20 protein-coding genes and 3 pseudogenes are annotated in these 24,493 nt (G+C 64.4%); 2 read left to right on the top strand and 21 right to left on the bottom strand.

The window, feature by feature from the left end:
* Positions 1–4: 4 nt before the first annotated feature.
* The 11 genes from FUT88_RS09720 to FUT88_RS09670 form a co-directional block, all read right to left on the bottom strand.
* Entirely contained in the window at positions 5–1,711 is a 1,707-nt protein-coding gene (locus FUT88_RS09720) for a DUF1302 domain-containing protein (protein ID WP_147214793.1), read from the bottom strand.
* Positions 1,712–1,728: 17 nt separating this feature from the next.
* The gene (locus FUT88_RS09715) at positions 1,729–3,075 is read right to left on the bottom strand and encodes a DUF1329 domain-containing protein (RefSeq protein WP_147214858.1); all 1,347 of its coding nucleotides are present in this window, start codon (positions 3,073–3,075) and stop codon (positions 1,729–1,731) included.
* A gap of 1,001 nt (positions 3,076–4,076) precedes the next feature.
* The gene (locus FUT88_RS09710) at positions 4,077–4,976 is read right to left on the bottom strand and encodes an alpha/beta fold hydrolase (RefSeq protein WP_147214792.1); all 900 of its coding nucleotides are present in this window, start codon (positions 4,974–4,976) and stop codon (positions 4,077–4,079) included.
* Between the two features lie 70 nt (positions 4,977–5,046).
* The gene (locus tag FUT88_RS09705; RefSeq protein ID WP_261797087.1) at positions 5,047–5,928 is read right to left on the bottom strand and encodes an alpha/beta fold hydrolase; all 882 of its coding nucleotides are present in this window, start codon (positions 5,926–5,928) and stop codon (positions 5,047–5,049) included.
* Positions 5,929–6,037: 109 nt separating this feature from the next.
* Positions 6,038–6,835 carry a substrate-binding domain-containing protein gene (locus tag FUT88_RS09700; RefSeq protein WP_147214791.1) on the bottom strand — a complete coding sequence of 266 codons (798 nt, stop codon included), beginning with the start codon at positions 6,833–6,835 and terminating at the stop codon, positions 6,038–6,040.
* A 46-nt stretch (positions 6,836–6,881) separates the two neighbouring features.
* A complete protein-coding gene (locus tag FUT88_RS09695; RefSeq protein WP_147214790.1) occupies positions 6,882–7,823 on the bottom strand; it encodes an SMP-30/gluconolactonase/LRE family protein in 942 nt (313 codons plus the stop codon).
* The gene (locus tag FUT88_RS09690) at positions 7,820–9,121 is read right to left on the bottom strand and encodes an MFS transporter (protein WP_147214789.1); all 1,302 of its coding nucleotides are present in this window, start codon (positions 9,119–9,121) and stop codon (positions 7,820–7,822) included. The genes FUT88_RS09695 and FUT88_RS09690 overlap by 4 nt, the downstream gene beginning before the upstream one ends.
* 9 nt (positions 9,122–9,130) lie before the next feature.
* Complete coding sequence (locus FUT88_RS09685) at positions 9,131–9,952, bottom strand: amidohydrolase family protein (RefSeq protein ID WP_147214788.1); 822 nt, start codon at positions 9,950–9,952, stop codon at positions 9,131–9,133.
* 2 nt (positions 9,953–9,954) lie between these two features.
* The gene (locus FUT88_RS09680) at positions 9,955–10,788 is read right to left on the bottom strand and encodes an SDR family NAD(P)-dependent oxidoreductase (RefSeq protein WP_147214787.1); all 834 of its coding nucleotides are present in this window, start codon (positions 10,786–10,788) and stop codon (positions 9,955–9,957) included.
* A gap of 33 nt (positions 10,789–10,821) precedes the next feature.
* On the bottom strand, positions 10,822–11,385 hold the full coding sequence (locus FUT88_RS09675; RefSeq protein ID WP_147214786.1) for a carboxymuconolactone decarboxylase family protein: 564 nt from the start codon (positions 11,383–11,385) through the stop codon (positions 10,822–10,824).
* Positions 11,386–11,404: 19 nt separating this feature from the next.
* Positions 11,405–12,721, bottom strand: a complete 1,317-nt coding sequence (locus FUT88_RS09670; RefSeq protein WP_147214785.1) for a cation:dicarboxylate symporter family transporter — start codon at positions 12,719–12,721, stop codon at positions 11,405–11,407.
* 249 nt (positions 12,722–12,970) lie between these two features.
* Between FUT88_RS09670 and FUT88_RS09665 the strand changes: the two genes are divergently transcribed.
* Positions 12,971–13,912, top strand: a complete 942-nt coding sequence (locus FUT88_RS09665; RefSeq protein ID WP_147214784.1) for a LysR family transcriptional regulator — start codon at positions 12,971–12,973, stop codon at positions 13,910–13,912.
* Positions 13,913–14,273: 361 nt separating this feature from the next.
* Here FUT88_RS09665 and FUT88_RS09660 read toward each other — a convergent pair whose 3' ends face one another.
* The 10 genes and pseudogenes from FUT88_RS09660 to FUT88_RS09615 form a co-directional block, all read right to left on the bottom strand.
* Entirely contained in the window at positions 14,274–14,666 is a 393-nt protein-coding gene (locus FUT88_RS09660) for a RidA family protein (protein ID WP_147214783.1), read from the bottom strand.
* Between the two features lie 22 nt (positions 14,667–14,688).
* Positions 14,689–15,114: an acyl-CoA thioesterase gene (locus FUT88_RS09655; protein ID WP_147214782.1), complete on the bottom strand. Its 426-nt coding sequence runs from the start codon at positions 15,112–15,114 to the stop codon at positions 14,689–14,691.
* Positions 15,111–16,727, bottom strand: coding sequence for an AMP-binding protein (locus FUT88_RS09650; RefSeq protein WP_147214781.1), 1,617 nt, complete (start codon positions 16,725–16,727; stop codon positions 15,111–15,113). Before FUT88_RS09650 ends, FUT88_RS09655 begins: the two co-directional genes overlap by 4 nt.
* A 31-nt stretch (positions 16,728–16,758) precedes the next feature.
* Positions 16,759–17,933 (bottom strand): annotated as a pseudogene (locus FUT88_RS09645) (acyl-CoA dehydrogenase family protein).
* A gap of 1 nt (position 17,934) precedes the next feature.
* A pseudogene (locus FUT88_RS09640) lies at positions 17,935–18,794 on the bottom strand (enoyl-CoA hydratase family protein).
* Positions 18,795–18,811: 17 nt separating this feature from the next.
* Complete coding sequence (locus FUT88_RS09635; protein WP_147214779.1) at positions 18,812–19,396, bottom strand: MarR family winged helix-turn-helix transcriptional regulator; 585 nt, start codon at positions 19,394–19,396, stop codon at positions 18,812–18,814.
* Entirely contained in the window at positions 19,393–20,175 is a 783-nt protein-coding gene (locus tag FUT88_RS09630; protein WP_147214778.1) for an SDR family NAD(P)-dependent oxidoreductase, read from the bottom strand. Before FUT88_RS09630 ends, FUT88_RS09635 begins: the two co-directional genes overlap by 4 nt.
* 1 nt (position 20,176) lies before the next feature.
* Positions 20,177–22,555: a bifunctional salicylyl-CoA 5-hydroxylase/oxidoreductase gene (locus tag FUT88_RS09625; protein WP_147214777.1), complete on the bottom strand. Its 2,379-nt coding sequence runs from the start codon at positions 22,553–22,555 to the stop codon at positions 20,177–20,179.
* Positions 22,556–22,690: 135 nt separating this feature from the next.
* Positions 22,691–23,506: a dienelactone hydrolase family protein gene (locus FUT88_RS09620; RefSeq protein ID WP_147214776.1), complete on the bottom strand. Its 816-nt coding sequence runs from the start codon at positions 23,504–23,506 to the stop codon at positions 22,691–22,693.
* A gap of 27 nt (positions 23,507–23,533) precedes the next feature.
* Positions 23,534–23,986, bottom strand: a complete 453-nt coding sequence (locus FUT88_RS09615; protein ID WP_147214775.1) for a tautomerase family protein — start codon at positions 23,984–23,986, stop codon at positions 23,534–23,536.
* 97 nt (positions 23,987–24,083) lie between these two features.
* Here FUT88_RS09615 and FUT88_RS09610 point away from each other — a divergent pair.
* Positions 24,084–24,493: pseudogene (locus tag FUT88_RS09610) on the top strand (AraC family transcriptional regulator); the annotation flags it as partial.

The raw sequence follows: 24,493 nt of genomic DNA, 5'->3' as shown, positions 1-24,493 counted from the left end.
GACCTCAGAAATTGCGGGATGCGACGATGCCGAAGAAGTCTCGGTCACGTAGCGGGTTCTTGAGCGGGTTGGTCGATCCCATGAACCTTGTGTAGTTCAGGCCGATCTGCCAGTTGGCCGGGTTCTGTACAAAGTTGACGTACAGGTTCATCGAGCTCACACCTCGCACGAACTGCGCATTGATGTTGGGGGTCTGGCCAAAGAGTCCGTATCGGAAGTACACGCCTGGATTGACCTGCCAGCCCTGCACCAGTGTCCCGTCATACACCCAGTTGAAGTCGACATTGATGCCGCCGGAGTACTTTGTTCCGGCCGAACTGCCGGGGCTGTTGAGCGCACCCGTGGCAAAGAGATCGTTGAATTCGTTACCCCACAACAAACCACCAGCCGCAATAGGTGACCCTCCGTAGCTCTTATGGAGCCCCGGGTAGGCGATCACGACCGTTTCGGTGGTGAGCGTGGCCGTTTGCGCTCCCAAGAGATTCAAGAGCGCGCCTGCGTTTCCGGGCTGAAGTGCATAGAGCGAAGTCAGGTGCCACTGAAAGCGTTTTTCGTCGACCCAGCAATTACCCCCCTGGGCCACGCAACCACTCGCCGGGTTGAGCGGCACGGCATCCCGGGGCCGGAAGGAGAGCTCCGTTCCAATGGCCATGTCGCCCACCGGAAAATTGGCGCTGACACCAAACATGTGGCGGTTTTCCGGATACTTGAAAACGGTAGCGCCGTCAGCAGCGAGAGACGTCTGGGGTAGCTTGTCGTGATACGCGATCGCGTAGACCCCAAGATTGATGTCCGTTCCGTCCGGTTGATAGCGTGCGGCAAAGCCAAACTGACCGCCGTTCTTGGGACGCGCTTCTCGCACACCGTAAGCACTCTCGCCCGCTCCGATGATGGACGAGGACCAGTAGCTACCTACCGGAGGCAAGTAGCTCTTGTTCCAGTTGCTCTGGACGTACCCCTCCACATTGACCCCATGCCCGAGGCCTGAGGCAACACTAAGGATTGGGGCAGGCAGAACAAATTCCTTGACCTGTGCACCTGGCTGAGACGCCCGGTTGATATCGATGGCGTTCGTCGCATTGATGCCGCCGATCTCGAAAATACTCTCGCCCCAACTGATGACCTGGTTCCCGACCCGGACTCGCGCCTGCTGGTCACCGACACTGAACTGCTTGCTGACCCAAAGATCGAGCAACCGAGCCTTGAAGCGAATATTGCTGCGGGCATCCGATGCAAGCCCGCCACTGATATCGGGGGGAGAAGCGGCAAGCGCGTCCTGTCCGCTGGTTGCTCCAGTAGTGCGCGTGCCCGCGTAGTCGTACACCCAGGAGCCGCGGGCCATGAACGCGAGCCCCTCTGTCGGCATTTTCAACAGCAACTCGTGGCTACCCTTGAGGTACGTCGTAAAGGCATTGCCTTTGTTGTAGTTGATGTTGCCTTGGTCGCTAAGGCCGCTGATCTGCCCGAGACTCCCACCGCCCGTGCGGGCCCCGGTGGCTGGGTCATAAGTCGGCGACACGAGGTTTTCGCTTTGCGATGCCGTGCGAACACCAACCCCCGCAGAGACTGTCGAATCGAGGCTCCCCTGGATCGTGTCGTTAGAGAACGTAAAGGCGTTCGCCCCCGTGCAACCCAGCGCGATGAGCGCTGAAACGGCCCCACGCACGGCAGCACCACGCTCTTGAGAGCGAGTGAAAGAGAGGTTTTTCATTGTCGATGTCCTCTCTTTCAACGCTCGCTCAACGCGCGAAGGTTTTCAGCGTTGTAGAAGCTCGCCTTGAAGTGCGGATCGTCGGCGCCATCCACAATCCATTTCGCATCTTTTCCTGCCGCGAGCATCGATCCGTCGACAACGTAGCGGCCATCATTCAGGTTGTATTGCGCGAAGACGAGAGACATACAGGCTCCCGTCTCATACACGGGAATCGAATATCCTTCCCGCACCTTGGAGATCTTGCCCTGGGCGTCATAGTCCACCGCACCAGCAAGACCCCAGCTATCTTCGTCGATGTAGAAGAGACGCTTAGGCGCGGAATGCCGAACACCTTGTTTGACCGTCGCCTCTACCAACCACACGCGGTGGAGCTCATAGCGCCGGTACGCAGGGTTAATGAAGTCCGGCTGATAGGCGTCTTCGTACTTGGCCGTGAAGTCGTACATCCCGAGCGCGTTGTACGGAATGAGCATCTCCTTCTTGCCAATCAGCTTCCAGTCGAACCGATCCAGAAGACCAGAGAAGACGTACGCCTCGTCGATGTTGTACTGGTTGTCGAAGCCGATCTGCGGTGCATCGTAGGCATAGGTCGGCATCCGGCGCGTCCGACGTTGCCCCGGGAAGTAGTAGAAGACTTCCGCCGGTTTGGCGGCATACGCAGTAAACATTGCGCCCTGGCCGGCCAGGGCCACAGGCGACTTGTACGTGAAGTAGTTCATCGCCTCGACCTGGCCCGCGGCAGAAAACGTCGTGCCGCCCTTCACGCCCCAGGGGAAGTAGAGCCACGTGTCGGATACAAATTTCAGGCCATCGCCAGAGCTTCCCTTTCGCGGCGACGTCATCGTAATCTGGTCTCGGAACTCGATGCCAACGCCGCGGTAGCCCAGCTTGGCGTTCCACATCGCTTCGGCGCCCGTCTTAGGATGCGGAAACGGGAACCCAGGAAGATACGCATCGGCCAATGCAGTGCCGTCTGGACTCATCTTGGCGAAGCCGATGTTCTTCTTGGTGTTCTCCGCCACAAAGTCGGGCATACCGCAGGTTCGACGCGTCGGATACACCGGCATGGTGTATCCCTTGGTTTGCTTGATCAGCGCGACCTGGCCAGGATTCAGCTTGTCGGCATACTGGTCGACGTTGCTCGCATCGATGACGTACAGCGGCTTGTCAGATTTGTACTTGAAGAAATCCAGTCGGCGCTTGCCAGGACTCCATCCATTCTCCAGCGCCCCCGGCGCGGTCCATGCAGGAATGCCGCTGGACGTCCCGGCCTTTTCCGCGCCAGCAGGCGTCAGATCAGCCGTCTGTGCTATTGCCGGGTACGCCGCCGCCGAGAAGAGCGCAGCAAGCAGGGAAGGCATGGTGACCTTTTTGATAGCAGCAAACGGCTGCAGCGGCTGGGTAGTCCTGGCAATCACAACACTCTCCTCGAGAATTTGCGCCCCCCTCAACGACTCAGTCAGAGCCGTATCGAAAGCGATCGTCAGATGGATGGCAAGAAATTCGGATGCACCGCAAAGCTGATGTAAAGCGAATTTAGCAGCGGCACGGGCGCCTATCAAGCAGGGTTTATGCCAGTGTTGCGCGGTAAATGTTGAGCTTCCTCGACATGGCCGGAGAATGGTTCGCCACCAACATCTGACTTATATTGACTTAACAAGACGATCCGGAAGCAAACGCACGTACTCTCCCCTTGTTGGTGCAGCGGCCCGCTTCTGCCCTGCCGGAGGGCAAATTAAGACGCCATCTTGTGCGCACTGTCTTAGTCAGGGATGCGACGGGTGCTTGCCGTGACGCTCAAAGAGCCTCTCGCATAGCGGATACGTCCACCGTTGTATTTCCCGGCAAGCACGTGCTCGCCGAATGCGGTGGCAAGGTCGCGTAGCACCGTTGTTAGCGCACGCCGACAGGCCCGTGAACTTAATGCCGCTACCGAAAGGGAGGAATAGAACTTTCGGGGGCGAACCGGTTGTCAGTCTTATGTTTGCCGACTGCACTGCCACGGTTCGCGTGGTACCCAGACACTGCCGCATATGTCGATAGTCATCGACCGTCGCATTCAACGGCAGCGATGCCTCTTCATCCAACAAGGGAAAGCGGCGGCTAGAAATGGGGGTGTGAATCGCAAGCCAATGCCGGGCCGATGGAGGAGAGCCGATGGACGCCAGAGGATGTTGGAAATGCGTCTGGACACTCTGCGTTGACGCCCTTTTCCAGCCTCAACCTGCCGACCCAAAGAGCTGAGATGCCCGGAGGATGGCGCGACAACTCTGACCCGCAATGTTGGCCGCGTCTAAATAGCGTCGACAGTCATCCTGGAGGCAAGTCACGCGGCCTGCCTCCACATGACAGGCAACCGCGACTACTGCTTGGTTGGCTCTGCGTACACGCGCTTCGCAAACGCGGCGATCGCGTCCGCCATCGCCTTGGGCTGTTCCGGCGCAAAGGCGTGACCTGCGTTGGGCACCACAACCACCGTGACACGATCACCCAGCATCGATTTCAGCACCTGCGAGAACCGGCGCGGCGCCACTGCGTCGTGTTCTGCCTGCAAGTCCAGGATCGGCGCGTTCCCGGCCGCAAAGTACGCATCGACCGGCGTCACGTTGCGGGCATGGGACTCCGCCTCATGCGTCTCTTCGTGCCAACCATCGAGCCAGACGCGGGGGTCGTTGCCCGGCGCAAAGAAGGCTTTCCGCAGGTATTCCAGCCGCTGCTCTTCCGACAGATGCATGTCACCTGCGCCATCGATAGCCTTGCGCATCTCCGCGTTGATGGGTTTCTCGTTCGAGCCAGGCGGTACCTTGCCGGCGGAAGCTGCCACCAGAACCACGCCACGCACCAGCTCGGGGCGATCCACCGCCACCATGCGCGCCGGGAAGTTACCCCAGGCGTGGCCCACCACCACAGCCGGCCCCTGCTTCTCGTGCTCGATCACTGCAGCCACATCGGCGGCGAAGGCATGCATGTCCAGATTCGCCATCGGCCCCTTGCTCCGGCCAATGCCACGCGGCTCCGGGCGCAACACGCGGAAGCCGTCGGCGACCAACCGGTCTGCGACCTGGTCGTAATCGCGCCCCGAACGGCCCAGCGACGGCAGGATGACGATCAGCGGCCCCTTGCCCTGCCGCATCACCTCGATCTGCACGTTGCTGTACTTGACCAGTTCGCGATCAATCTGCCCGGCATCCGCGGCTGCCAGCGCAGAGAAGGAAAGCATGACCGCTGCCAATGCGGTACAGCCGTACTTGATCAGTTTCATGATGTTCTCCTTGGTGTGGATGGGCATGCCGCGCGGATGCGTCGGCCTGCAAGTTGTAGTGTTGACGGAATCAGGACGCGCCCGGATAGACACGTCGGGCGAAGCGCGCGATGGCGCGGCTCATCGCTGCAGGTTGCTCGGGCGCCATGGCGTGCCCGGCATCGCGGATCACCTCCACCGTCACGCGATTGCCAAGCATGGGCTTGAACACGTTGGGCACGACCACGGCGTCGTACTGCGCCTGCAGATCAAGCATGGGTACCGTGCCGCCAGCGAAGTACGCATCCACCGGCGTGACATTGCGGGCGTGGGCCTGCGCGTGATGCGCGTCCGGATACCACCCGCTCAACCATGGTTTCGGGTCGTGGCCCGGAGCGAAGAATGCCTGGCGCAGATATTCCAGACGCTTCGCCTCGGGCAGCGCGAGGTTGCCGGAGCCATCAATCGCTTCGCGCAGCCGGCCGTAAGGCTTCTCGTTGGAACCCGGCGGCAGCTTGCCGGCGGAGGCTGCCGCCATGACGAGACCGCGCACCAGGTCTGGCCGATCCACCGCCAGCATGCGCGCCGGCTGGCTGCCCCAGGCATGCCCCACCACGACAACGGGCCCTGTCTTTTCCTGATCGAGCACGGCGGCAACGTCGGCCGCAAACGCATGCATGTCGAGATTGGCCATCGGCCCCTTGCTTTGACCAATGCCGCGCGGTTGCGGCCGCAGGACACGCAGCCCATCCGCGGCAAGCAGGCGGGCCACCTCGTCGTAATCTTCAGCGCCGCGCCCCAGCGACGGCAGGATGACAACGGTCGGCCCACTTCCTTGGCTCAGGGTTTCGATCTGCACTTCGCCATGGCGCACGAGCGTCCGCTGCACGTCTGCACTGGTTGGCGTTGACGTGGCGCAGGCGGACATCATCAGAGTCAATGCGGCGCCAAGAAGGCATTTCTGCAACGTCATGGAGTCTCCTTTTTCCGGGACATGGCCCGGTTGTTATTGTTTCGGGTAACAGTGTCCCCTCGCGGCTGGAAACCAACCGCGATGCATCAGACAACGGCAACGAATCAGGCTATTTGGCGGAAATCGGGTCGAGCCCCGTCTGGACCAGCTTGGCAGCAACTTCCGGCGAGCGCAGATACGTGATCAACCCTTCGGCGGCCTTGCGTTCCTTGGCATCCTTTGCGACTGCAGCCGCAATCACGCTCGTCTTCTGCACTTCGGCGGGCAGCGGGCCGACATACTGGATGCCGCTGAACGCGCGCAGCTCGCTGATCTGCTGCAAGCCCAGATCGGCCTCGCCGCGCTCCAGGGCCGAGCCGACCAGCTCCTTGCCACGGATCAGCACGCTCTTGGCTTTCATCTGCTCGGCAATCCCGAGACGCTCGAACAGCGTGCCGGTGATGTAGGTGCCGCTCGCCCCTTCGGAAAATGCCACCGACTTGGCCGCCAGCAACGTTTGGCGCAGATCGTCGACGGTCTGAATATTCGGCTTGGGCAAGCCCTTGCGCACTGCAACGCCAACGCCTGACGCCACGAGATCAACGCGCGACTCCGGAATGAAGCGCCCTTGCTTTACTTGGTCCGTCAAGGCGGCGCCGATCATGAAGCAGACGTCCATCGGCTCGCCGTTCTTGATGCGCATCGGCAAGGCATCTGGCGAGCTGCCATAGGACGGGCCCCACGCAATGATCAGATGGTTGCCCGACTGCCGCTCGTACGCCGGTATGACTTTCTCGAACGCTGCGTGCAACGCACCGGTGGCCAGCACGTGGATATCGGCGGCCCAGACCGCACCCGTTGCGGCGATCAACGGCACTGCGCACAGCGTACGCGCCGCAAACCGGCGCACTCTGGATTGGAACGGCATGTCTTGTCTCCTAAGTCGTTCTCGTTTGATTTTTGGTGTTGCAGAACTAAACCGCCCCGCGTGTGTTCACGTACAGGGCATAGAGCGATGTGGTGGACGCCATGAAAAGGCGGTTGAGGTGCCGCCCGCCAAAGCACAGGTTCGCGCAGCGCTCCGGCAGTGCGATGTGGCCGATCGCGGTGCCGTCGGGGGCAAACACCCGCACGCCATCAAGCTCTGCGGTGCCGGTGCCCCAGCCGCACCACAGGTTCCCATGCACGTCGACGCGAAAACCGTCCGGAGCCCCGTCCGCGGCATCGATCAGCACACGGCGGTCGCCCAGCGTTTTGCCGTCGACCACATCGAATGCGAGAATCTCGCGCGGCCGTGCGCGCGATGCCACCACGTAAAGCGTCCGCTCATCCGGTGAGAACGCCAGCCCGTTGGGTCCGAGCACATCGTCCGCAACGCAATCCAATCGTCCATCGCGCGGGTCGATCCGATAGATGCTTGCTGGCAACTGCGGCTTGGCAATCTGGCCCATGTAGTCGCTCACCAGGCCGAACGGCGGATCGGTAAACCACACCGCGCCGTCACTTGCGACGACCACGTCGTTCGGAGAATTGAGCGGCTTGCCATCGAACTCGCTGGCCAGCACGATGATGCTGCCGTCGTATTCGGTGCGCGTAACGCGGCGTTGCCCATGCTCGCAGGCAATCAGCCTGCCCTGCCGGTCGCGTGTCAGGCCGTTGGCCTTGTCGGAGGGCGTGCGGTATGCCGCCACCGCGCCGGACGCATCGTCCCAGCGCAGGATGCGATCGTTGGGCAGATCGGTCCAATAGAGCGCCCCGGCGTCGCCAAACCAGACGGGGCCTTCCGCCCAGCGGCAGCCGGTCCACAGGCGCTCGACCTTGGCGTGCGGCAAGCGGTAGTGCTCGAAGCGCGGGTCGAGAATGCGCACGGCAGGGTCAGGCGTGCGCAGGCTGGGTTGCCACCAGTCGTTGCTCATCGCTGGCCCTCCTTGACGCGGCTCAGCAGCACCAGAGAAAGCAGCGTTGCCAGCACCAGCATCGCGCCCATGCCGATCAGCCCGGCCTTGAACGAGCCCGTGGCGTCTTTCAGCCAGCCCACCATGTACGGGCCAAACAACCCGCCAAGGCTACCCACGGAGTTGATGAAAGCGAGGCCGCCCGCTGCAGCCTGCTTGTCCAGGAACGTTGCCGGAATGCTGTAGAAGCACGTGCGCACGGATGACAACCCCACCACGGCCACCGTCAAGCCGAGCATGGCGGGCACCAGCGCATCAGACGCCACCGATGCAAAGAAGCCCAGCGCCGCCACCGCACAGGTGATCACCAGGTGCAAAACGTAGCGCTGCGTGCGCGCCACCACGCGTGCCCAGACCAGCATGACCAGGGCGCCGACGACGTAAGGCAGCGCCGTGGCAAAGCCCACCTGCGTGTTCGACAGGTGATGCGTCTTCAGGATGGTCGGCATCCACACGCCAATGCCCAGAATGCCGATGATGTAGCTGAACAGAATGGCCGTGAGCAGCCAGACGCGTGCGTCTTTGAGCGCCGGTCCGAGACGATGCTCAACCGCTGCGCTGCGCTCCCGTTCGATGGCCGACGCCAGTGCGGCGCGCTCCTCTGCCGTAAGCCAGGCGGCGTTATCGGGGCGATCGGTCAGCATGCGCAGGCAAAGCAGGCCGAGCACACAGGCCGGCAGCCCCTGCAGGATGAACAGCCACTGCCAGCCATGCAGCCCCAGCCAACCGTCCAGCTCCAGCATCGATACCGACAGCGGCCCACTGAATACCGACGAAAGCGGGATCGCAGCGAGAAACCAGCCCATCATGCGCGTGCGATAGCGCGACGGAAACCACAGGGTGAGATAGAAGATGACGCCAGGAAAGAACCCGGCCTCGCCAATGCCGGCGAGCAGGCGGATCGCCGCATAGCTGTTGGGCCCAACGGCCAAGCTTGTGCCTGCAGCAAACAGGCCCCACGTGATCATGATCCGCGCCAGCCAGCGACGTGCGCCATAGCGATACAGCGCCAGGTTGCTCGGCACCTCGAACAGGCAATAGCCCACGTAGAAGATGCCGGCAGCCAGACCAAACTGCGCGGCGCTCAAGCCCAGGTCGCGGTTCATGGTCAGCGCCGCGAAGCCGACGTTGGTCCGATCGAGGTAGTTGACGAAGTACGCGATTGCCAACAGCGGCACGAGGCGCCAGGCAGCCTTGCGACAGGCGCTTTGTTCAGCAGACTGCCCTGCCTGGGCGGCATCGATAAACGTGGCTTGCATGGCGATGCCTCAGAAATAGAGTCGTTGCGGGTTATGAACGAGCACAGCTTCGGCAGCGTCGGCGCCGCAGGCTTCCTGCACGAACGCGAGCAGACTGCTGTCGTCGGGCACGTCGCCCTTGATGTTGGGATGCGGCCAGTCCGTGCCCCAGATGGATCGCTCGGGTGCCGCTTGCACCAAGCGCCTCATCAGCGGCAATGCTGCCTCCCACGGCGGTGCCGCGCCTTGCATGACGCGGTCGACCCCAGACAACTTGATCCACCGCTTGTCATTGCGCAGATGACGCTCCAGCTCGCGCATGGCAGCTTCGTCCAGCGGGCGCGTCGCATCCTGACGGGCCATGTGGTCGATCACCAGCGGCACATTCAGGTCTTCCCACGCGTGGAGCACCGGCAGAAGCTGATCCAGTTGTCCATGCAGCAGCACGTGCCAACCCATGGGCCCGACGCGCTCGGCAAGTTCGCGCAAGCGGCCCAGATCACGGTCGCCCGGCAGGTGACCCATGAAGTTGAAGCGGATGCCGCGCACGCCGCCTTCGTGCAACTCGCGCAGGGCGTCATCACTCGTGGTGTGGTCGACCAGCGCGACGCCTCGGTAGCGCCCTTGCGTCATGGCCAGCGCGGCCAGTAGCGCACGGTGATCGGACTGGTAGCACGCCGCCTGCACCAGCACGCCGTGCGTGACACCCAGTTGCTCATGCAGCGCAAGCAGTTGCGTCATCGGGGCTTCCGCCGGGCGATACGACGCATCGGCCGGCAGCGGAAAGGCATCCCAGGGCCCATAGATGTGCGTATGGCAGTCCCACACGCCGCCGTTCAGTTCGCCTTGCATGATCAGTCGCACCGCGCCGTCATGCCGCCGTCGACCACGACTTCGGTACCTGTAATAAAGCGCGCCTCGTCCGAAGCGAGGAACAGCGCGGCATGCGCGGTATCACGCCCGTCGCCCATGAAGCCGAGCGGAATGCGGGCAAGGCGGCTTTCCAGCAGCTTGTCGACATCGCCGCCCGAGCGCTGGCCGGCGAGGCGCACTTCCACCATAGGCGTATGCAATTGCCCCGGCACCACGGTGTTCACGCGAATGCCCTTCTTGGCGTATTCAACGGCCACGACCTTGGAAAGCTGGATCACACCGGCCTTGCAAGCCGCGTAGGCCACCTGCGCCGAGCCCGTCCAGCGGATGCCGGAAGTCGATGCCGTATTGACGATGGCGCCACTGCCCTGCGCTTCCATCACGGGCAGCACGTGCTTGCAGGTCAGATAGACGCTCTTGAGGTTGAAAGCGACCTGCGCATCCCACTTGTCTTCCGACAACGCCACAGGGCCGCCAGCAGCAGAGCCACCAACGTTGTTCACCAGGATATCGACGCGGCCGTATTGCTCCACGCAGGCATCGACCATGCCTTTGACGGCTGTGGTGTCGGTCACGTCGCAGGTGTACGGCGTGACCTCACCACCGGCCTCGCGCACGCGGCGCAGCGTTTCCTCCATGGCCTCAAGGCTCTTGTCGACGGCGAATACGCGCGCCCCCGCCATCGCAAACAGCACCGCTACGGCGCGGCCGTTACCCCAGCCCGGGCCGACGCAGCCTGCGCCGGTCACGATGGCCACCTTACCTGCCAGACGGCCCGCGGCCGTGGCTTGTTCAAAGTCGGTCGTTGCTTGCACAGTGAATTCCTTGTTGCTTGTTGCTTGTTGCTGTTACATCGACAGTTGCGTCGGCAGTTCCGGCGTCGCACCGGCCGGCGCGGGCACGTTGAATGCCTTGATGGTCATCGAGATGAGCGTGTAGTAGCCGGCAATGCCGACCAGATCGACCACGCCGTTCTGGCCGATGGCGTCCACCAGTTCGGCGTACAGGCCGTCGTCTACTTCGCGCGTGGCATGCAGTTGGGTGAGGAACGCGAAGACGAGCGCCTCGTCGCGCTGCTCGAACGCCGGGTTCATGCCGTCGCGAATGGCGTCGATCACCGCCGGCGATACGCCGGCTTCCAATGCGAACGGCTTGTGCGCGGCCCATTCGTATTCGGCCAACCAGTAGCGGCCCATGAACAGGATGGCCAGTTCGGACAGGCGCGGCGGCAGGCTGCTGTCGTAGCGGCAATAGCGTCCGAGCGCCTGTGCGCGGTCGGCCAGCAGGGGGCGATGCAGCCAGACGGCCAGCGGGCCGCGCACACCCTTGCGGGGGCCATTGGCAATGGCGTCGTAGACGGCGCGCTGGTCTGCGTCCAGCGCATCGGGATCGAGGGCGGGAATGCGTTGCATGTTGGTGTTGCTCAGTGACTTAGTGGGTCAGCGCGTCGTGCGCCACCGCAGCTTGTGTGGCGGGCTTCTGCAGCTTGAGGAGAGAAGAACGGGCCTGCCCGCCGGTTTCGCGATGGAAGGCCTCGGCATCGAATGCGCCTTCCCAGCGGGCGATGGCGAAGACCGCAATGGTGTTCCCGACCACGTTGACGAGCGCAGTGGCGATCGCCATGACGCGGTCGATGCCGAACAGCAGGCCCAGACCCGCCACCGGCAGCGAACGCACCGATTGCAGCGTGGCCGCCAGCTTGACGAATGCGCCGCCGGCAACGGTGGTGCCACCCTTGGAGGTCAGGCTCAGGATGGCAAGCAAACCCAGTTGCTGCCACAGCGAGAACGGTGTGTCCGTCGCCTGCGCAATGAAGCCCACTGCGATGGCCATGTAGATCGACGTGCCGTCGAGGTTGAAGCTGTAGCCGGCGGGCAGAACGAAACCGACCACGGCCTCATCACAACCTGCGCGTTGCAGCTTCTCCACCAGGCGCGGGAAAGCCACCTCGCTCGATGCGGTGCCGAAGATCAACAGCATCTCGTCGCGAATCAGCTTGAGCACGCTGAAGTACGGCAGGCCGATCATCCAGCTGATCGAGCTGAGCACGCCAAACACGAACAGCAGCGACGCAGCGTAATAGAGCACGATCACCTTGAGCAGATAGAGCAGCGTCACGCCGCCGTAGCTGCCCACCGCTGCGGCCATGGCCCCAAACGCGCCGAGCGGTGCCAGCTTCATGATGAAGCCGAGCATGCGGAACAGCACCTTCTGCGCTTCGTCCATGCCGCGCAGCAGGACCGAGTCCGGTCCCACCGAGAGGTTCAGCGCCAGACCCGCCAGGATCGAGATGATCAGCACCTGCACGATGTCGCCCTTGGCAAAGGCATCGACCAGCGTGTGCGGAATCAGGCTGAGCAGGTAATTGACGGCCGAGATGCCGCCGGCGCCGCTTGTGGCCTTCACCGCCTCAGCGCTTTCTGCGAGGTTGGTGGCGTGCAGCCCCACCCCGGGTTGGAACACGTTGACGAGCACAAAGCCCAGCACCATGGCGACTGTGCTGACCACCTCGAAGTACACCAGCGACTTCACGCCCATACGGCCCAGCATGCGCAGGTCGCGCACATGCGCCAGACCCTGCACCAGCGTGCAGAAGATGATCGGGGCCAGCATCATCTTCAGCAGCGCGATGAACGCCTGCCCGATGGGTTTCATGGCAACGGCCCACTGCGGCGCAGCGATACCGAGGACGACCGCACACGCCAGGCCGATCAAGACCTGCACATGCAGCTTCTTCAGATGTTTCATGGTGTCTCCTGCGTCCAGTCGTTCAGTGCTCTGCCGCGAGAAGACGACGCAAGCTTGCTGGACTTGTATTGCTAGAAAGGCGGTCGTTACGGGGACGTGAACGCCGCTGGCCGTATGGCCTGAGGGCGAGCGTCTCCTGTACGCGTTGGTAACTTGTTATTTATAGGAAGCATAGATTGACGGTCTTTTCTTGACAAAGACCATATGAACATACAAAGCTATGCCAGCACGGCATATCTGAAAGCAAGCATGGACATCCGAGAACTCAAGAGCTTCATCCGCGTGGCGCGTGCCGGCAGTTTCAGCCGCGCGGCGGCCGAGCTGTACATCGCGCAACCTGCGCTCAGTCGACAGATCGCAAAGCTGGAGGCAGAGATTGGCGTGCCGCTGCTGGTTCGGCATGGCCGCGGCGTCCGGCTTACCTCGGCGGGGTCGCGTCTGCTGGAGCGGGCGGAAATGATCACGCACCTGCTCAGCGAAACCAGCGAAGACGTTCGCGCCAGCGCCGATGAGGAGCGCGGGCATCTGGCCGTTGGCCTGCCGCCGACCATGGGTGCACTGATCGGCGCCGATCTCGTCCAGGCCTTCCGGGCGCAGTGGCCCCGGGTTTCGCTGCATGTGCGTGAAGGCCTGAGCAGCTCGCTGCAGGAGTGGGTGCTGGATCGGCGCGTTGACCTTGCCGTCGTCTACAACCAGCCGCCGCTGGATGCGTTCCACGTGCGCCCGTTGTTCAGCGAACCCATGATCCTGGTGGGGCCGCCCGGCTCAGAGGCAGATCAGCGCGAATACCAGATCCGCGACTTGGCCAGCATTCCGTTGATCTTGCCCGGCCTGCCGCACAGCAATCGGCGCCTGGTCGAACAGGCGGCCATCCAGCACGGTGTGCGGCTACGCGTCGCGCTGGAAGTCGACAGCGTGTCGCTGACCAAGCAACTGGTAAAGGCCGGCGCTGGCTATTCGATCCTGACCTACATCGCGATCAAGGAGGAGATCGCACGCGGTGAACTCGTTGCGCATCGCATCGGCCGCCCCGGCATCCGTTCGAGCGTGGCGATCACGACCTTGCGCGAGAATCCCCCTTCCCGCTTTGCCGCTGCCTGGACAGCCCTGCTGCAAGACAGGCTCAAGCAGTTCATTGCGTCGGAATCGTGGAAGGCAGATGTGGTCTGGCCTGACGATCGGGCTCGTTAGCCGCTGGCCGCTCTGAAACGACAATGGCAAGAGTTCATTGACCAATCTGCGCGGCTCTTTCTTGAGGATCATGAAAGATATCGCCAGGGGATCGCCCAAGGGGGCCGATACCTCATCTCGTCGGGGCAGCGAGCGGCCGTACCGCACTCGTCCTGAATGCTGCCGCCGGCACCGTATCCGACTGGTAAGGACGCGGAACTGCAGAGCGCAGACTGACATATGCACGTCACTGCTCCCAAACCTTGCCCGGATCGGACTGCGCCAATCGCGGACTGGCGCCAATAGTTGCCAACCCCGCAGTTGGACCAGACTACTTTGTTCAGGTACGGACTTTTGTCTCCCCTCACCGGTTCGAAAAAAACTAATCCGGCACCACCGCCGTCACCTCAATCTCCACCTTGGCCCGGTCTTCGACCAGCGCCGTCACCTCCACCGCCGTCATCGCAATACTGAAGCTGCCGATCAGCTCGCGGAACGCCTTGCCGATCTCGGGGTAGGCCGCCACGTAGGCCTTCTTGTCGGTCACGTACCACGTCATGCGCACGATGTGCTCGGGCTTGGCGTCGCCGGCGGCCAGCACCTCGACGATGTTCTGCAGCGCCTGGCGGACCTGACCGGCCAGGTCATCCGTGTGGAACACGCCCTGCGCATCCCAGCCGATCATGCCGGCCACGAACACCATGCGTCCGCGTGCGGACACACCGTTGGCATAGCCCTTCGGACGCGGCCAGTTGGGAGGGAGGAGTACTTCCATGATGCAATTCCTTCTAGTTCTATTACGACTGCAGTTGAACGCTCGCCTCGATCGCCTGCCGCACATCGGGCGGCATCGGCATCGCGCGATGCGTATTGAGATCGGTAAATACCAGCACCTGCTGCGAGCGCACGCGCTGTTCGTCGCGGGCCCAGCAATCCAGGCCCAGCGTAAGCGACGCATTGCCCAGCCGCTCCAGCTTCAGCTTGAACTGCACGTCGTCGCCCATGCGGCTGATGGCGCTGAACTCGCAATGTAGCTTGACGATGGGCAGGCCGATGCGGCGCGGGCCCAGCATCTGCGCATATGAAACGCCCAGGCCGTCAGTAAACCAGTCTTCGACCAGGCCGTTGAACAGCACGAGGTACTGGGGAAAGTAGACGATGCCGGCCGGGTCGCAGTGTGCAAAGCGGATGCGCGCGGCACGCTCGAAGTGGTAGTCACTCATGATTTTTCGTGTTCGCGCAGGCGGTAGCGCAGCAGCTTGCCGACTTCACTGCGCGGCAGGCTCGCGCGAAACTCGATGGCGCGCGGATACTTGTACGGGGCCACGGTCTGCTTCACGAAGTCCTGCAGCGTCTTGACCATGTCCGGCCCCGGCGTCTGGCCCGGGTGCAATACAACGAACGCCTTGACGATCTGCCCGCGCTCTTCGTCGGGCTCGCCGATCACGCCGCACTCGGCCACGGCCGGATGCTGCATCAGTGCGTCTTCCACCTCGGGCGCGGCAATGTTGTAGCCGGACGAGATGATCATGTCATCGGTGCGCGAGTGGTAGTGGAAGTACCCTTCCTCGTCCATCACGTAGGCATCGCCCGTCAGGTTCCAGCCGTTGCGCACGTAGGCGCGCTGGCGGTCGTCGGCCAGGTAGCGGCAGCCGGTCGGGCCTTGCACCGCCAGGCGGCCCACGGTGCCCGGCGGCACGGGGTTGCCGGCGTCATCCACAACGCGCGCGACATAGCCCGGGACGGCCTTGCCGGTGGCGCCGGGGCGCACGTCGGCATCGGCGGCGGAGATGAAGATATGCAGCATCTCGGTTGCGCCAATGCCGTCGATCAATTCGATGCCGGTGGCGTTCTTCCACAGCGTGCGCGTGGCCACCGGCAGCGCTTCGCCCGCCGACACACAGCGACGCAGCGGCGTGGCGCGCAACTCGTCTCCTCGCGCCGCGATGTTGCGGTACGTGGTGGGCGCGGTGAACAGCACCGTCGCGCCAAACGTGCGGATGCCATCGACCAGATCGTTCGGCGATGCCTTCTCCAGCAGCACGGTCGATGCCCCCACGCTCATCGGAAACAGCAGCAGGCCGCCGAGGCCAAACGTAAACGCCATCGGCGGGCTGCCGATAAAGATGTCGTCCGCGCGCGGCTGCAGCACATGCGGCGGCCAGCACGCGCAAATGGCCAGGATGTCACGATGAAAATGCATCGTCGCTTTCGGCACGCCCGTCGTGCCCGACGTGAAGGCGAGCAGGCACGTGTCATCTGCCGCCGTATCCACGTTGGTGAAGGTGGCCGGCTGGCGCGCCATGGCGGCCTCCAGCCCTTCCGGCGTGTCATCGTGAAAGCACAGCAGTTGCACGGGCTTGGCCGCTTGCGCCACGGCATCGCGCAACTCATCGACGAGCCGCGCATCGCACAGTGCGAAGCCGATCTCACCCTTGCCCAGGATTTGGCCCAGCTCTTTGGCGCGCAGCAGCGGCATGGTCGTCACCGCAATCGCGCCCACTTTCATCACCGCAAACCAGCACGCGGCGAGCATCGGGCTGTTGGGCGAGCGCAGCAGCACGCGGTTGCCCGGCACAACGCCCATCTCATTGACCAGCACGTTCGCGATGCGGTTGGCGTGCGCCTGTAGATCCGCATACGTCCAGCGGATGCCGGGCGCCTGGATGCAGAGGCGACCGCCCTCGCCTGCGGCAACGCGGCGGTCGAGCAGTTCGGTGGCGCAGTTGAGCTGCGGCGGAAACTGCAGCGCCGGCAGGTCGAAGCGATACACCGGTTGCAGCTCCGCTGGCGGCAGCCGGTCGCGGGCGAAGGTGTCGATATGGGCGCTGGGCATGGAGGACTCTCCGTCTCTGGCGTGGGCGTGTTCAGGACTTGGCGGGCGCCGCCGCACGCAGCAGTTCGCGCGCGATGATGAGTTGCTGCACTTCCGTCGCACCTTCGTAGATCCGCAGCGAGCGGATCTCGCGGTACAGGCGCTCGACCGGCTGCTCGCTCACCACGCCCAGGCCGCCCCACATCTGCACGGCGGCGTCGATCACCTGCTGCGCATTCTCGGTGGCGGTCAACTTCGCCATGGCGGCTTCGCGCGTCACGGTGCGGCCCTGGTCACGCTGCCACGCGGCGCGGTAGGTCAGCAGCGCGGCGCTGTCGATGGCGGTGGCCATCTGCGCGAGCTTGGCCCGCGTGAGCTGGAAATCGGCAAGCACGCCGCTGAACATCTTGCGGGTGGTGGCGCGCGTCAGTGCTTCGTCCAGCGCGCGGCGCGCAAAACCCAGCGCGGCTGCCGCTACCGACGTGCGGAACACATCGAGCGTTCGCATCGCCACCTTGAAGCCCTCGCCTGCCGCGCCCACGCGCTGGCTGGCAGGAATACGGCAGTTGGTAAAGCGCAGGCGCGCCAGCGGGTGCGGCGCAATCACGTCGATGCGCTCCGCAATCTCAAAGCCGGGCGTACCGGCCTCGACGATGAACGCGCTGATGCCGCGCGAGCCCGGCGCCTCACCGGTGCGGGCAAACACGACGTAGAAGTCTGCGATGCCACCGTTGGAAATCCACGTCTTCTCGCCGTCGAGCACATAGTCGGTGCCGTCTTCACGCGCGGCGCAGGCCATGGCGGCCACATCGGTGCCGGCATCCGGTTCGGACAGCGCAAATGCAGCGATGGCCTCGCCGCGCGCGACCTTCGTCAGATAGCGTTCGCGCTGCTCCGGCGTGCCGTGCAACGAAATGGCGCCCGACCCCAGCCCCTGCATCGCAAAGGCAAAGTCGCCAGGCCGGAGTGGCGCGCCAGCGTCTCGCGGATCAGGCAGATGGCGCGCGAGTCGATGGTCTCGGCCGCGCCGCCGTGTGCCGTGCCGCCCACCGCATGACGCAACCAGCCACCCTGGCCGAGCAGCTTCACCAACGCGCGGCACTCGGCATCCACATCGGGGCCGTGGTCGTGCGGAATGTGTGTCGTGGCCCAGGCGTCGAGTTCGGCTTCGAGCTGCCGGTGCTTGTCGTCAAAGAAAGGCCATTGCAGATAGTCTTTGTCGCTCATCTCAGTTCCCCTCGAACACCGGTTTCTGCTTGGCGACAAACGCGTGATACGCGCGCGAGAAGTCTTCGGTCAGCATGCAGATGGCCTGTGCCTGGGCCTCGGCCTCGATGGCCTGCTCGATCGTCATCGTCCATTCCTGGTGCAGCATCGTCTTGGTGATGCCGTTGGCAAAGGTCGGGCCTGCGGCCAGGTCGGCGGCCAGGGCTTGCGCTTGCGTCAACACCTCGGCCGGTTCGCACAGGCGGTTGAAGAAACCCCAGCGCTCGCCCTCTTCGCCGCTCATCGAGCGGCCGGTGTAGAGCAGTTCGCTCGCGCGGCCCTGACCGATGATGCGCGGCAGGATCGCGCAGGCGCCCATGTCGCAGCCGGCCAGGCCAACGCGGTTGAAGAGGAACGCCGTCTTGCTGCGCGCCGTGCCCAGGCGCAGGTCGGAAGACATCGCCAGGATGGCGCCCGCGCCCGCGCACACGCCGTCAACTGCAGCGACGATCGGCTGCGGACACGCGCGCATCGTCTTCACCAGCTCGCCCGTCATGCGCGTGAACATCAGCAACTCGGGCGCCTTCAGTTGCACCAGCGGGCCGATGATCTCGTGCACATCGCCGCCGGAGCAGAAGTTGTCGCCCGCGCCGGCCAGCACGATCGCCTTGACGTCATCCGCCCACTTGAGCTGATGAAACAGGTCGCGCAGCTCGGCATACGAATCGAACGTGAGCGGGTTCTTGCGCTCGGGCCGGTTGAGCGTGATGGTGGCAACGCCGCCTTCCACGCTCCACAGGAAATGCTTGGCTTGATAGCCCGCCAGCGGTCGGCGGTTGCGGCCAGCAGGGCCGGGTCCACATGGTGATTCGGGTCCGTCATGGTTGGGTCGGGTTCGTTCAAGGTTGATCTTCGCGGGCGTCCAGCTCTTGCTCGCGCTGCGCGAGGTGGACGCGCAGGTGGCCGAGCTGCGCATACAGCGCGTCTTTGTTGGCCGTGCCCAGGCCGTCGAACATCTCGATCAGCCAGCGTTCGTGCTCGGCGGCCATCTCGGCAAAGTGGCGGCGACCGGCATCCGTCAGCAGCACGCGAAAGGACCGGCGATCATCCGGATCCGGCTCGCGTTTGACAAGCCCTTCCTTCTCCAGCTGGTCGGTCAAGCCGGTGACGTTGCCGCCGGTCACCATCAGGTAGCGCGACAGCACGTTCATGCGCAGGCCATCCGGGTGGCGATCGAGTTGTGCCAGATAGTCGAAGCGCGGCAGCGTGGTGTTGAAGCGCGTGCGCAAGCGCTGGCGGATTTGCTGTTCGATCTGCGTGCTGCACGCCAGGAGGCGCAGCCAGATCTTGACGTCCATGTGGGCGTCCGCATGCGCGCGGGCTTCCAGGCCGATACGTTCGTCGCCCAGCGCATGCACGACGGCGTGGTGGCCTGAGGCGCGCGTGGCGAGTGCGGTTTTGCGCCGCGTGCGTTCGTTGCTCACATCACCTCCCCGCCGGATACCGAGATGGCCTGCCCCGTGATTGACGACGCGCCTTCGGAGCACAGCCACACCACGGCGTTCGCCACTTCGTCGGGCGCGATCAGCCGACCCTGCGGGTTGCCCTTCACCAGCTCGGCGCGGGCCTCTTCCGCGCTGCGTCCGGTACGGGCAACGATACGATCGATGCTCTCGCGCACGATGTCGGTTTCCGTATAGCCGGGGCAGACTGCGTTGACAGTGACGCCGCGCGCCGCAAGCTCCAGCGCCAGCGAGCGCGTGAGCCCGATCACCCCATGCTTGGCCGCCACATACGCCGACACATACGCATAACCGCGCTGCCCCGCCGTGCTGGCAATGTTCACGATGCGGCCGCGGCCCGACGCCTGCACATCGGCCAGCGCCGCCTGCGTGCACAGGAACGTGCCCGTCAGGTTCACGGCCAGCATGCGCTGCCATTGGTCGAGCGTCGTCTTGGCAAACGGTGCGCTCTCGGCCTGGCCCGCGTTGTTGACGAGGATGGAGATGGGGCCAAGCCCCGCGCGTGCAGATTCGAATGCCGCCGACACACTCGCCTCGTCGGTCACGTCGCACGTCACGACTTGCGCGCGGGCACTGTCGGGCAACGTCTTGGCGGTGGCTTGCAGCACATCGGCGTTGCGGCCCATCAGCGTGAGCGTGGCGCCATGCGCCGCGAGTTGCGCGGCAATCGCAGCGCCAATCCCGCGCCCTGCGCCGGTAACAACGGCATGGTGCCCGGTGAGCGTCGCAGGTGCCGCCATCTCAAACCCCCTGCATGCGGTTGGCCTGCTCCAGCGGAGACAAACCCGCCGCCTGCGCCGCCATCGCGCGCTCGCGCTCCAGGTTGCGCTCCAGCTGCAGCTTGCCCGCGCGGTACTGCTTGGGCCACGGCATGTCGAGATAGCCGATGCGCGCGGCTTCGTTCAGCGTCCAGGCCGGATTGGCCAGGTGCGGGCGCGCCACGGCGCACAGGTCGGCACGGCCCGCCGCGATGATGCTGTTGACGTGGTCCGCCTCGGAGATGGCGCCCACCGCGATGGTGGCGATGCCGGCCTCGTTGCGAACGCGGTCGGCAAACGGCGTCTGGAACATGCGGCCGTACACGGGCTGCTCTTTCTTGCTGACCTGGCCCGACGAGCAATCGATCATGTCCGCGCCTGCGGCCTTGAAGACGCGCGCAATTTCCACCGCATCGTCCGGCGTGATGCCGCCCTCCACCCAGTCGTGCGCGGAAATCCGCACCGACATCGGCTTGTTGCTGGGCCACACCTCGCGCACCGCGTGAAAGACTTCGAGCGGAAAGCGCAACCGGTTTTCCAGCGAGCCGCCATATTCGTCATTGCGCTGATTCGTCAGCGGCGAGATGAACGACGACAGCAGATAGCCGTGCGCGCAGTGCAGTTCCAGCCAGTCGAATCCGGCCTCCGCCGCGAGCCTCGCGGCGTGGACAAAGTCGTCACGCACGCGGTCCATGTCGTCGCGCGTCATTGCGCGCGACCATTGGCTGACGCCATCCAGATACTGCTGGGGCGATGCGGAGATCAGCGGCCAGTTCTGCCCGTCTTCCAGCGGCAGATCGATGCCCTCCCACGCCACGCGCGTCGAACCCTTGGCGCCGGCATGGCCAAGCTGGATGCCCAGCTTCGCATCGCTGTTGGCATGCACGAACTGCACGATGCGCGCCCAGCCGTCGCGCTGGTCGGTGTTCCACAAACCCGGGCAGCCCGGGGTGATGCGCGCATCCGGCGACACGCACGTCATCTCGGCCATCACCAGGCCGGCACCGCCCATGGCGCGCGCGCCCAGGTGCACGAGGTGGTAATCCGCCGGCTGCCCGTCTTCGCACGAGTACTGCGCCATGGGCGACACCACCACGCGGTTCTTGAGCGTGACGCCACGCACCGTGAACGGCGTGAACATCGGCGGCACCGGGCCGTGCTGCGGGCCCCGCGATGCGCCGGCCTGCTCGGCAATCCAGTCTTCAAACTGTTCGAGATAGCGCTTGTCGCGCTGGCGCAGGTTTTCGTGGCTGATGCGCTGGCTGCGCGTGAGCAGCGAATAGGCAAATTGCTCGGTCGGCAGGTTGGCGTAACGCGCGACGTTTTCAAACCACTCCGTCGAATTGCGCGCCGCGTTCTGGATGCGCAGCACTTCCACGCTGCGCACCGCCTCGTAGTGCTCAAGCGCGGCACGCAAATCGCCCGGGTGCTGGCCGATGCTGCGTGCCAGTTCAATCGAATCTTCCAGCGCCAGCTTGGTGCCGGAGCCGATCGAGAAGTGCGCCGTATGCGCGGCGTCGCCCATCAGCACCACCGGCGTGCCGTGCGTGTTGGTATGCACCCAACGCCGGCAAACCACGCGCGGAAAGCGAATCCACTGCGCCGAGCCCCGCAGATGCGTGGCGTTGGAAATCAGCTTGTTGCCGTCGAGGTACTTGGCAAAGAGCCGCTCGCAGTACGCGATGGCCTCTTCCTTCTCCATGGTCTCCAGCCCGGCGGCGCGCCACACCTCCTCGGGCGTCTCGACAATGAAGGTCGAGGTTTCGTCGTCAAAGCGGTACGCATGCGCCTGGAACCAGCCGTGCTCGGTCTCTTCAAACGCAAACGTGAAGGCCTCGAACAGCTTGTGCGTGCCCAGCCAGACAAAGCGGCAGCGGCGCGTGTCGATATCGGGTTGATACGTGGCGGCGTACTTGGTGCGGATGCGGCTGTTCAAGCCGTCGCTGGCGATGATGAGTTCGGCATCGGCGTAGGCGCCATCGCTTTCCAAATCCTTGTCTTGCACGTCGGTCTCAAAGACGAGCTTGACGCCCTCTTCCTCGCAGCGCGCCTGCAGGATGTTCAGCAGGCGCTTGCGCCCGATGCCGCAGAAGCCGTGGCCGCCCGAACGCACCACCTGGCCGCGGATGTGGACTTCAATGTCGTCCCAGTGGTTGAAGGCGTCGAGGATCTGCGCGGCGCTCTTGGCGTCGGCGCGCTGCAGGTTGCCCAGCGTCTGGTCAGAGAACACCACGCCCCAGCCGAACGTGTCATACGGGCGGTTGCGCTCCACCACGGTGATGTCGTGCGACGCGTCCTGCAGCTTCATCAGCAGGGCAAAGTACAGGCCGGCCGGCCCACCACCAATACAGACAATCTTCATGACAACGGCTCCGCATTTGATGCGGTATTACCTTAGTCATGAATAGTTTAGTTGTAAAGCAATTTGCTAAGACGGTGCCCCGGGGTTTACACCGAACCGCGCGCGCCAAGCTCACACTCGCATGTGAGTCCCCACTCAGGCCAGACGCTGCCGGAAGAACGCGAGGATCTCGTCGCGGGCCGCCAACGTGGGCTCGCCGGCCGCGTCGATCAGGTGGGCGGTCACCACGCTGTGCGGACAAGGCACATGCTGGGCAAAGAACGGCGGCGGATTCGGGTGCGCAGCGCTGTCGGGCAGCACGCGCGCCACAAAGCGCGGGCCCAGCGCCTGCGCATACGCGGCAAAGCGCTCGGCACGGCAGAAGCGGTCACCCTCAAAGCGGTAGGCCAGCACAGTCAGGTCTTCCTGCTCCAGCCGCTGGCGCACGGCGGCCGCTTCCTCCGGCGCGATCTCAATCCCGTCCGGCGCGCTCAGCGGCAAGGACGGCTGACACAGCACCGGCGCCAGCATGGCCGGCTCCAGCATCATCGTCAGCGCGAAATTGCCGGTGAAGCACATGCCGATGGCGCCCACGCCCGGGCCGCCGCACTCCGCATGGGCCAGCCGCGCCAGCGCGCGCAGCCATTGCGTGACGGGGCTCGACTGGTTGGCGGCAAAGGCACGGAACTCCGCGCTCACGCACGCGTGGCGGAACACCTCGGCCCCCGCCTCCGCTTCGGGCACCGCGCCATCGCGCCCGAACAACGACGGCATGTAGACGGTCAGCCCCGCATCGCGCACCCAACGTGCAAACCGCGCCACGTGCGGGCTGATGCCCGGCATCTCGGCCATGACGATCACGCCCGGCCCCGTGCCGGCCACATACGCGGTCTTGGTGATGCCGTCCAAGGTGATCTGGCGGCGCGTGAAGTCTTCCAGGCGGTCGTCTTGCGACGGATGGTGGTGTGTCATGCGCGGGCTCCGTTGGGGCAATCAGGCTCAGGCAACAAGATGCCGAAGATGCGCATAACCGGCCGCCCTGGCGAAATCGGGCAGCGCCCACAGCGCGCCGTTCACACCCCAGCTGCCGTCGGCCACGTCATGCAGCATCACGGAGGTCACCACGCGCCGCGCATCATCGGCCGGCAACGCGTGCGCAAACGCCTCATGCATCTGCTGAACGAAGCGCGCACGCGCAGCACCATCCAGCACACCGGCCGGCACATGGGCGATAGCCAGGCACGGCACCATTTGCGTTGTCACGTCCGCCCCGCCGCACCACCAGGAGGCGGCTGGCACCTCTTCCACCATCACCCAGATCGTGGCGCGGCGGCGCGGATCATCGGGAATCTGCTCGGCCTGCGCGGCCGCCTCGGTGATGCGGCGTGCAAGCGTCGCGCGCGCGTGGCCGTCAAAGGTGTTGGCAGGAATCTTGACGAGGATGTTCGGCATGTGGGCACTCGCGGGCGTCGTTGACATGCCCGCATTGAACCCGCGCAGCCGCTAGACTGGCAGTGTCGATTTCGACATCTTTCAGGCAACTTTGGTCATGGCGGATTTCACCATCCTCGTACTCTCCGGCGCGTACGCCACCAGCGTGGCGGCCACACTGGACATCCTGCAGGCCGCGTCGACACTCGCTCCGCGTGTGAAGGCGCCGCGCCCGACCTGGCGCGTCCTGTCAGCCGACGCGCCCAGCGTGCAGCTCAGCAACGGCATGCAGGTGGAGGCTGCCGCCCTGCCAAAACGCCCGCGCCCCGATGGCAGCACCTGGATCGTGCCGGGCGTAGGTCTCGACCATGCCGGCGTGATCGCCACGCGCCTCGCGCAGGACGATGCGCGGCGAGCAGCGCGCGCCCTGGCCGCGCAGGTGGCGGCGGGCGGGCAGGTGGCGGCGTCGTGCTCGGCGGTGTTTCTGCTGCAGGCGGCCGGCGTGCTGCCGGGGCGCTGCGTCACCAC

Source organism: Ralstonia sp. TCR112, assembly GCF_007997035.1.
Lineage (GTDB): Bacteria > Pseudomonadota > Gammaproteobacteria > Burkholderiales > Burkholderiaceae > Ralstonia > Ralstonia edaphi.
The sequence above is the reverse complement of the archived record's forward strand: the minus strand, read 5'-3'. Positions and strand labels throughout refer to the sequence as shown.

Bases quoted from the DNA above. Each gene is read 5' to 3' on its own strand.
- FUT88_RS09720 (WP_147214793.1), bottom strand. From the start codon at position 1,711: ATGAAAAACCTCTCTTTCACTCGCTCTCAAGAGCGTGGTGCTGCCGTG.
- FUT88_RS09715 (WP_147214858.1), bottom strand. From the start codon at position 3,075: ATGCCTTCCCTGCTTGCTGCGCTCTTCTCGGCGGCGGCGTACCCGGCA.
- FUT88_RS09710 (WP_147214792.1), bottom strand. From the start codon at position 4,976: ATGAAACTGATCAAGTACGGCTGTACCGCATTGGCAGCGGTCATGCTT.
- FUT88_RS09705 (WP_261797087.1), bottom strand. From the start codon at position 5,928: ATGACGTTGCAGAAATGCCTTCTTGGCGCCGCATTGACTCTGATGATG.
- FUT88_RS09700 (WP_147214791.1), bottom strand. From the start codon at position 6,835: ATGCCGTTCCAATCCAGAGTGCGCCGGTTTGCGGCGCGTACGCTGTGC.
- FUT88_RS09695 (WP_147214790.1), bottom strand. From the start codon at position 7,823: ATGAGCAACGACTGGTGGCAACCCAGCCTGCGCACGCCTGACCCTGCC.
- FUT88_RS09690 (WP_147214789.1), bottom strand. From the start codon at position 9,121: ATGCAAGCCACGTTTATCGATGCCGCCCAGGCAGGGCAGTCTGCTGAA.
- FUT88_RS09685 (WP_147214788.1), bottom strand. From the start codon at position 9,952: ATGCAAGGCGAACTGAACGGCGGCGTGTGGGACTGCCATACGCACATC.
- FUT88_RS09675 (WP_147214786.1), bottom strand. From the start codon at position 11,385: ATGCAACGCATTCCCGCCCTCGATCCCGATGCGCTGGACGCAGACCAG.
- FUT88_RS09670 (WP_147214785.1), bottom strand. From the start codon at position 12,721: ATGAAACATCTGAAGAAGCTGCATGTGCAGGTCTTGATCGGCCTGGCG.
- FUT88_RS09665 (WP_147214784.1), top strand. From the start codon at position 12,971: ATGGACATCCGAGAACTCAAGAGCTTCATCCGCGTGGCGCGTGCCGGC.
- FUT88_RS09660 (WP_147214783.1), bottom strand. From the start codon at position 14,666: ATGGAAGTACTCCTCCCTCCCAACTGGCCGCGTCCGAAGGGCTATGCC.
- FUT88_RS09655 (WP_147214782.1), bottom strand. From the start codon at position 15,114: ATGAGTGACTACCACTTCGAGCGTGCCGCGCGCATCCGCTTTGCACAC.
- FUT88_RS09650 (WP_147214781.1), bottom strand. From the start codon at position 16,727: ATGCCCAGCGCCCATATCGACACCTTCGCCCGCGACCGGCTGCCGCCA.
- FUT88_RS09630 (WP_147214778.1), bottom strand. From the start codon at position 20,175: ATGGCGGCACCTGCGACGCTCACCGGGCACCATGCCGTTGTTACCGGC.
- FUT88_RS09625 (WP_147214777.1), bottom strand. From the start codon at position 22,555: ATGAAGATTGTCTGTATTGGTGGTGGGCCGGCCGGCCTGTACTTTGCC.
- FUT88_RS09620 (WP_147214776.1), bottom strand. From the start codon at position 23,506: ATGACACACCACCATCCGTCGCAAGACGACCGCCTGGAAGACTTCACG.
- FUT88_RS09615 (WP_147214775.1), bottom strand. From the start codon at position 23,986: ATGCCGAACATCCTCGTCAAGATTCCTGCCAACACCTTTGACGGCCAC.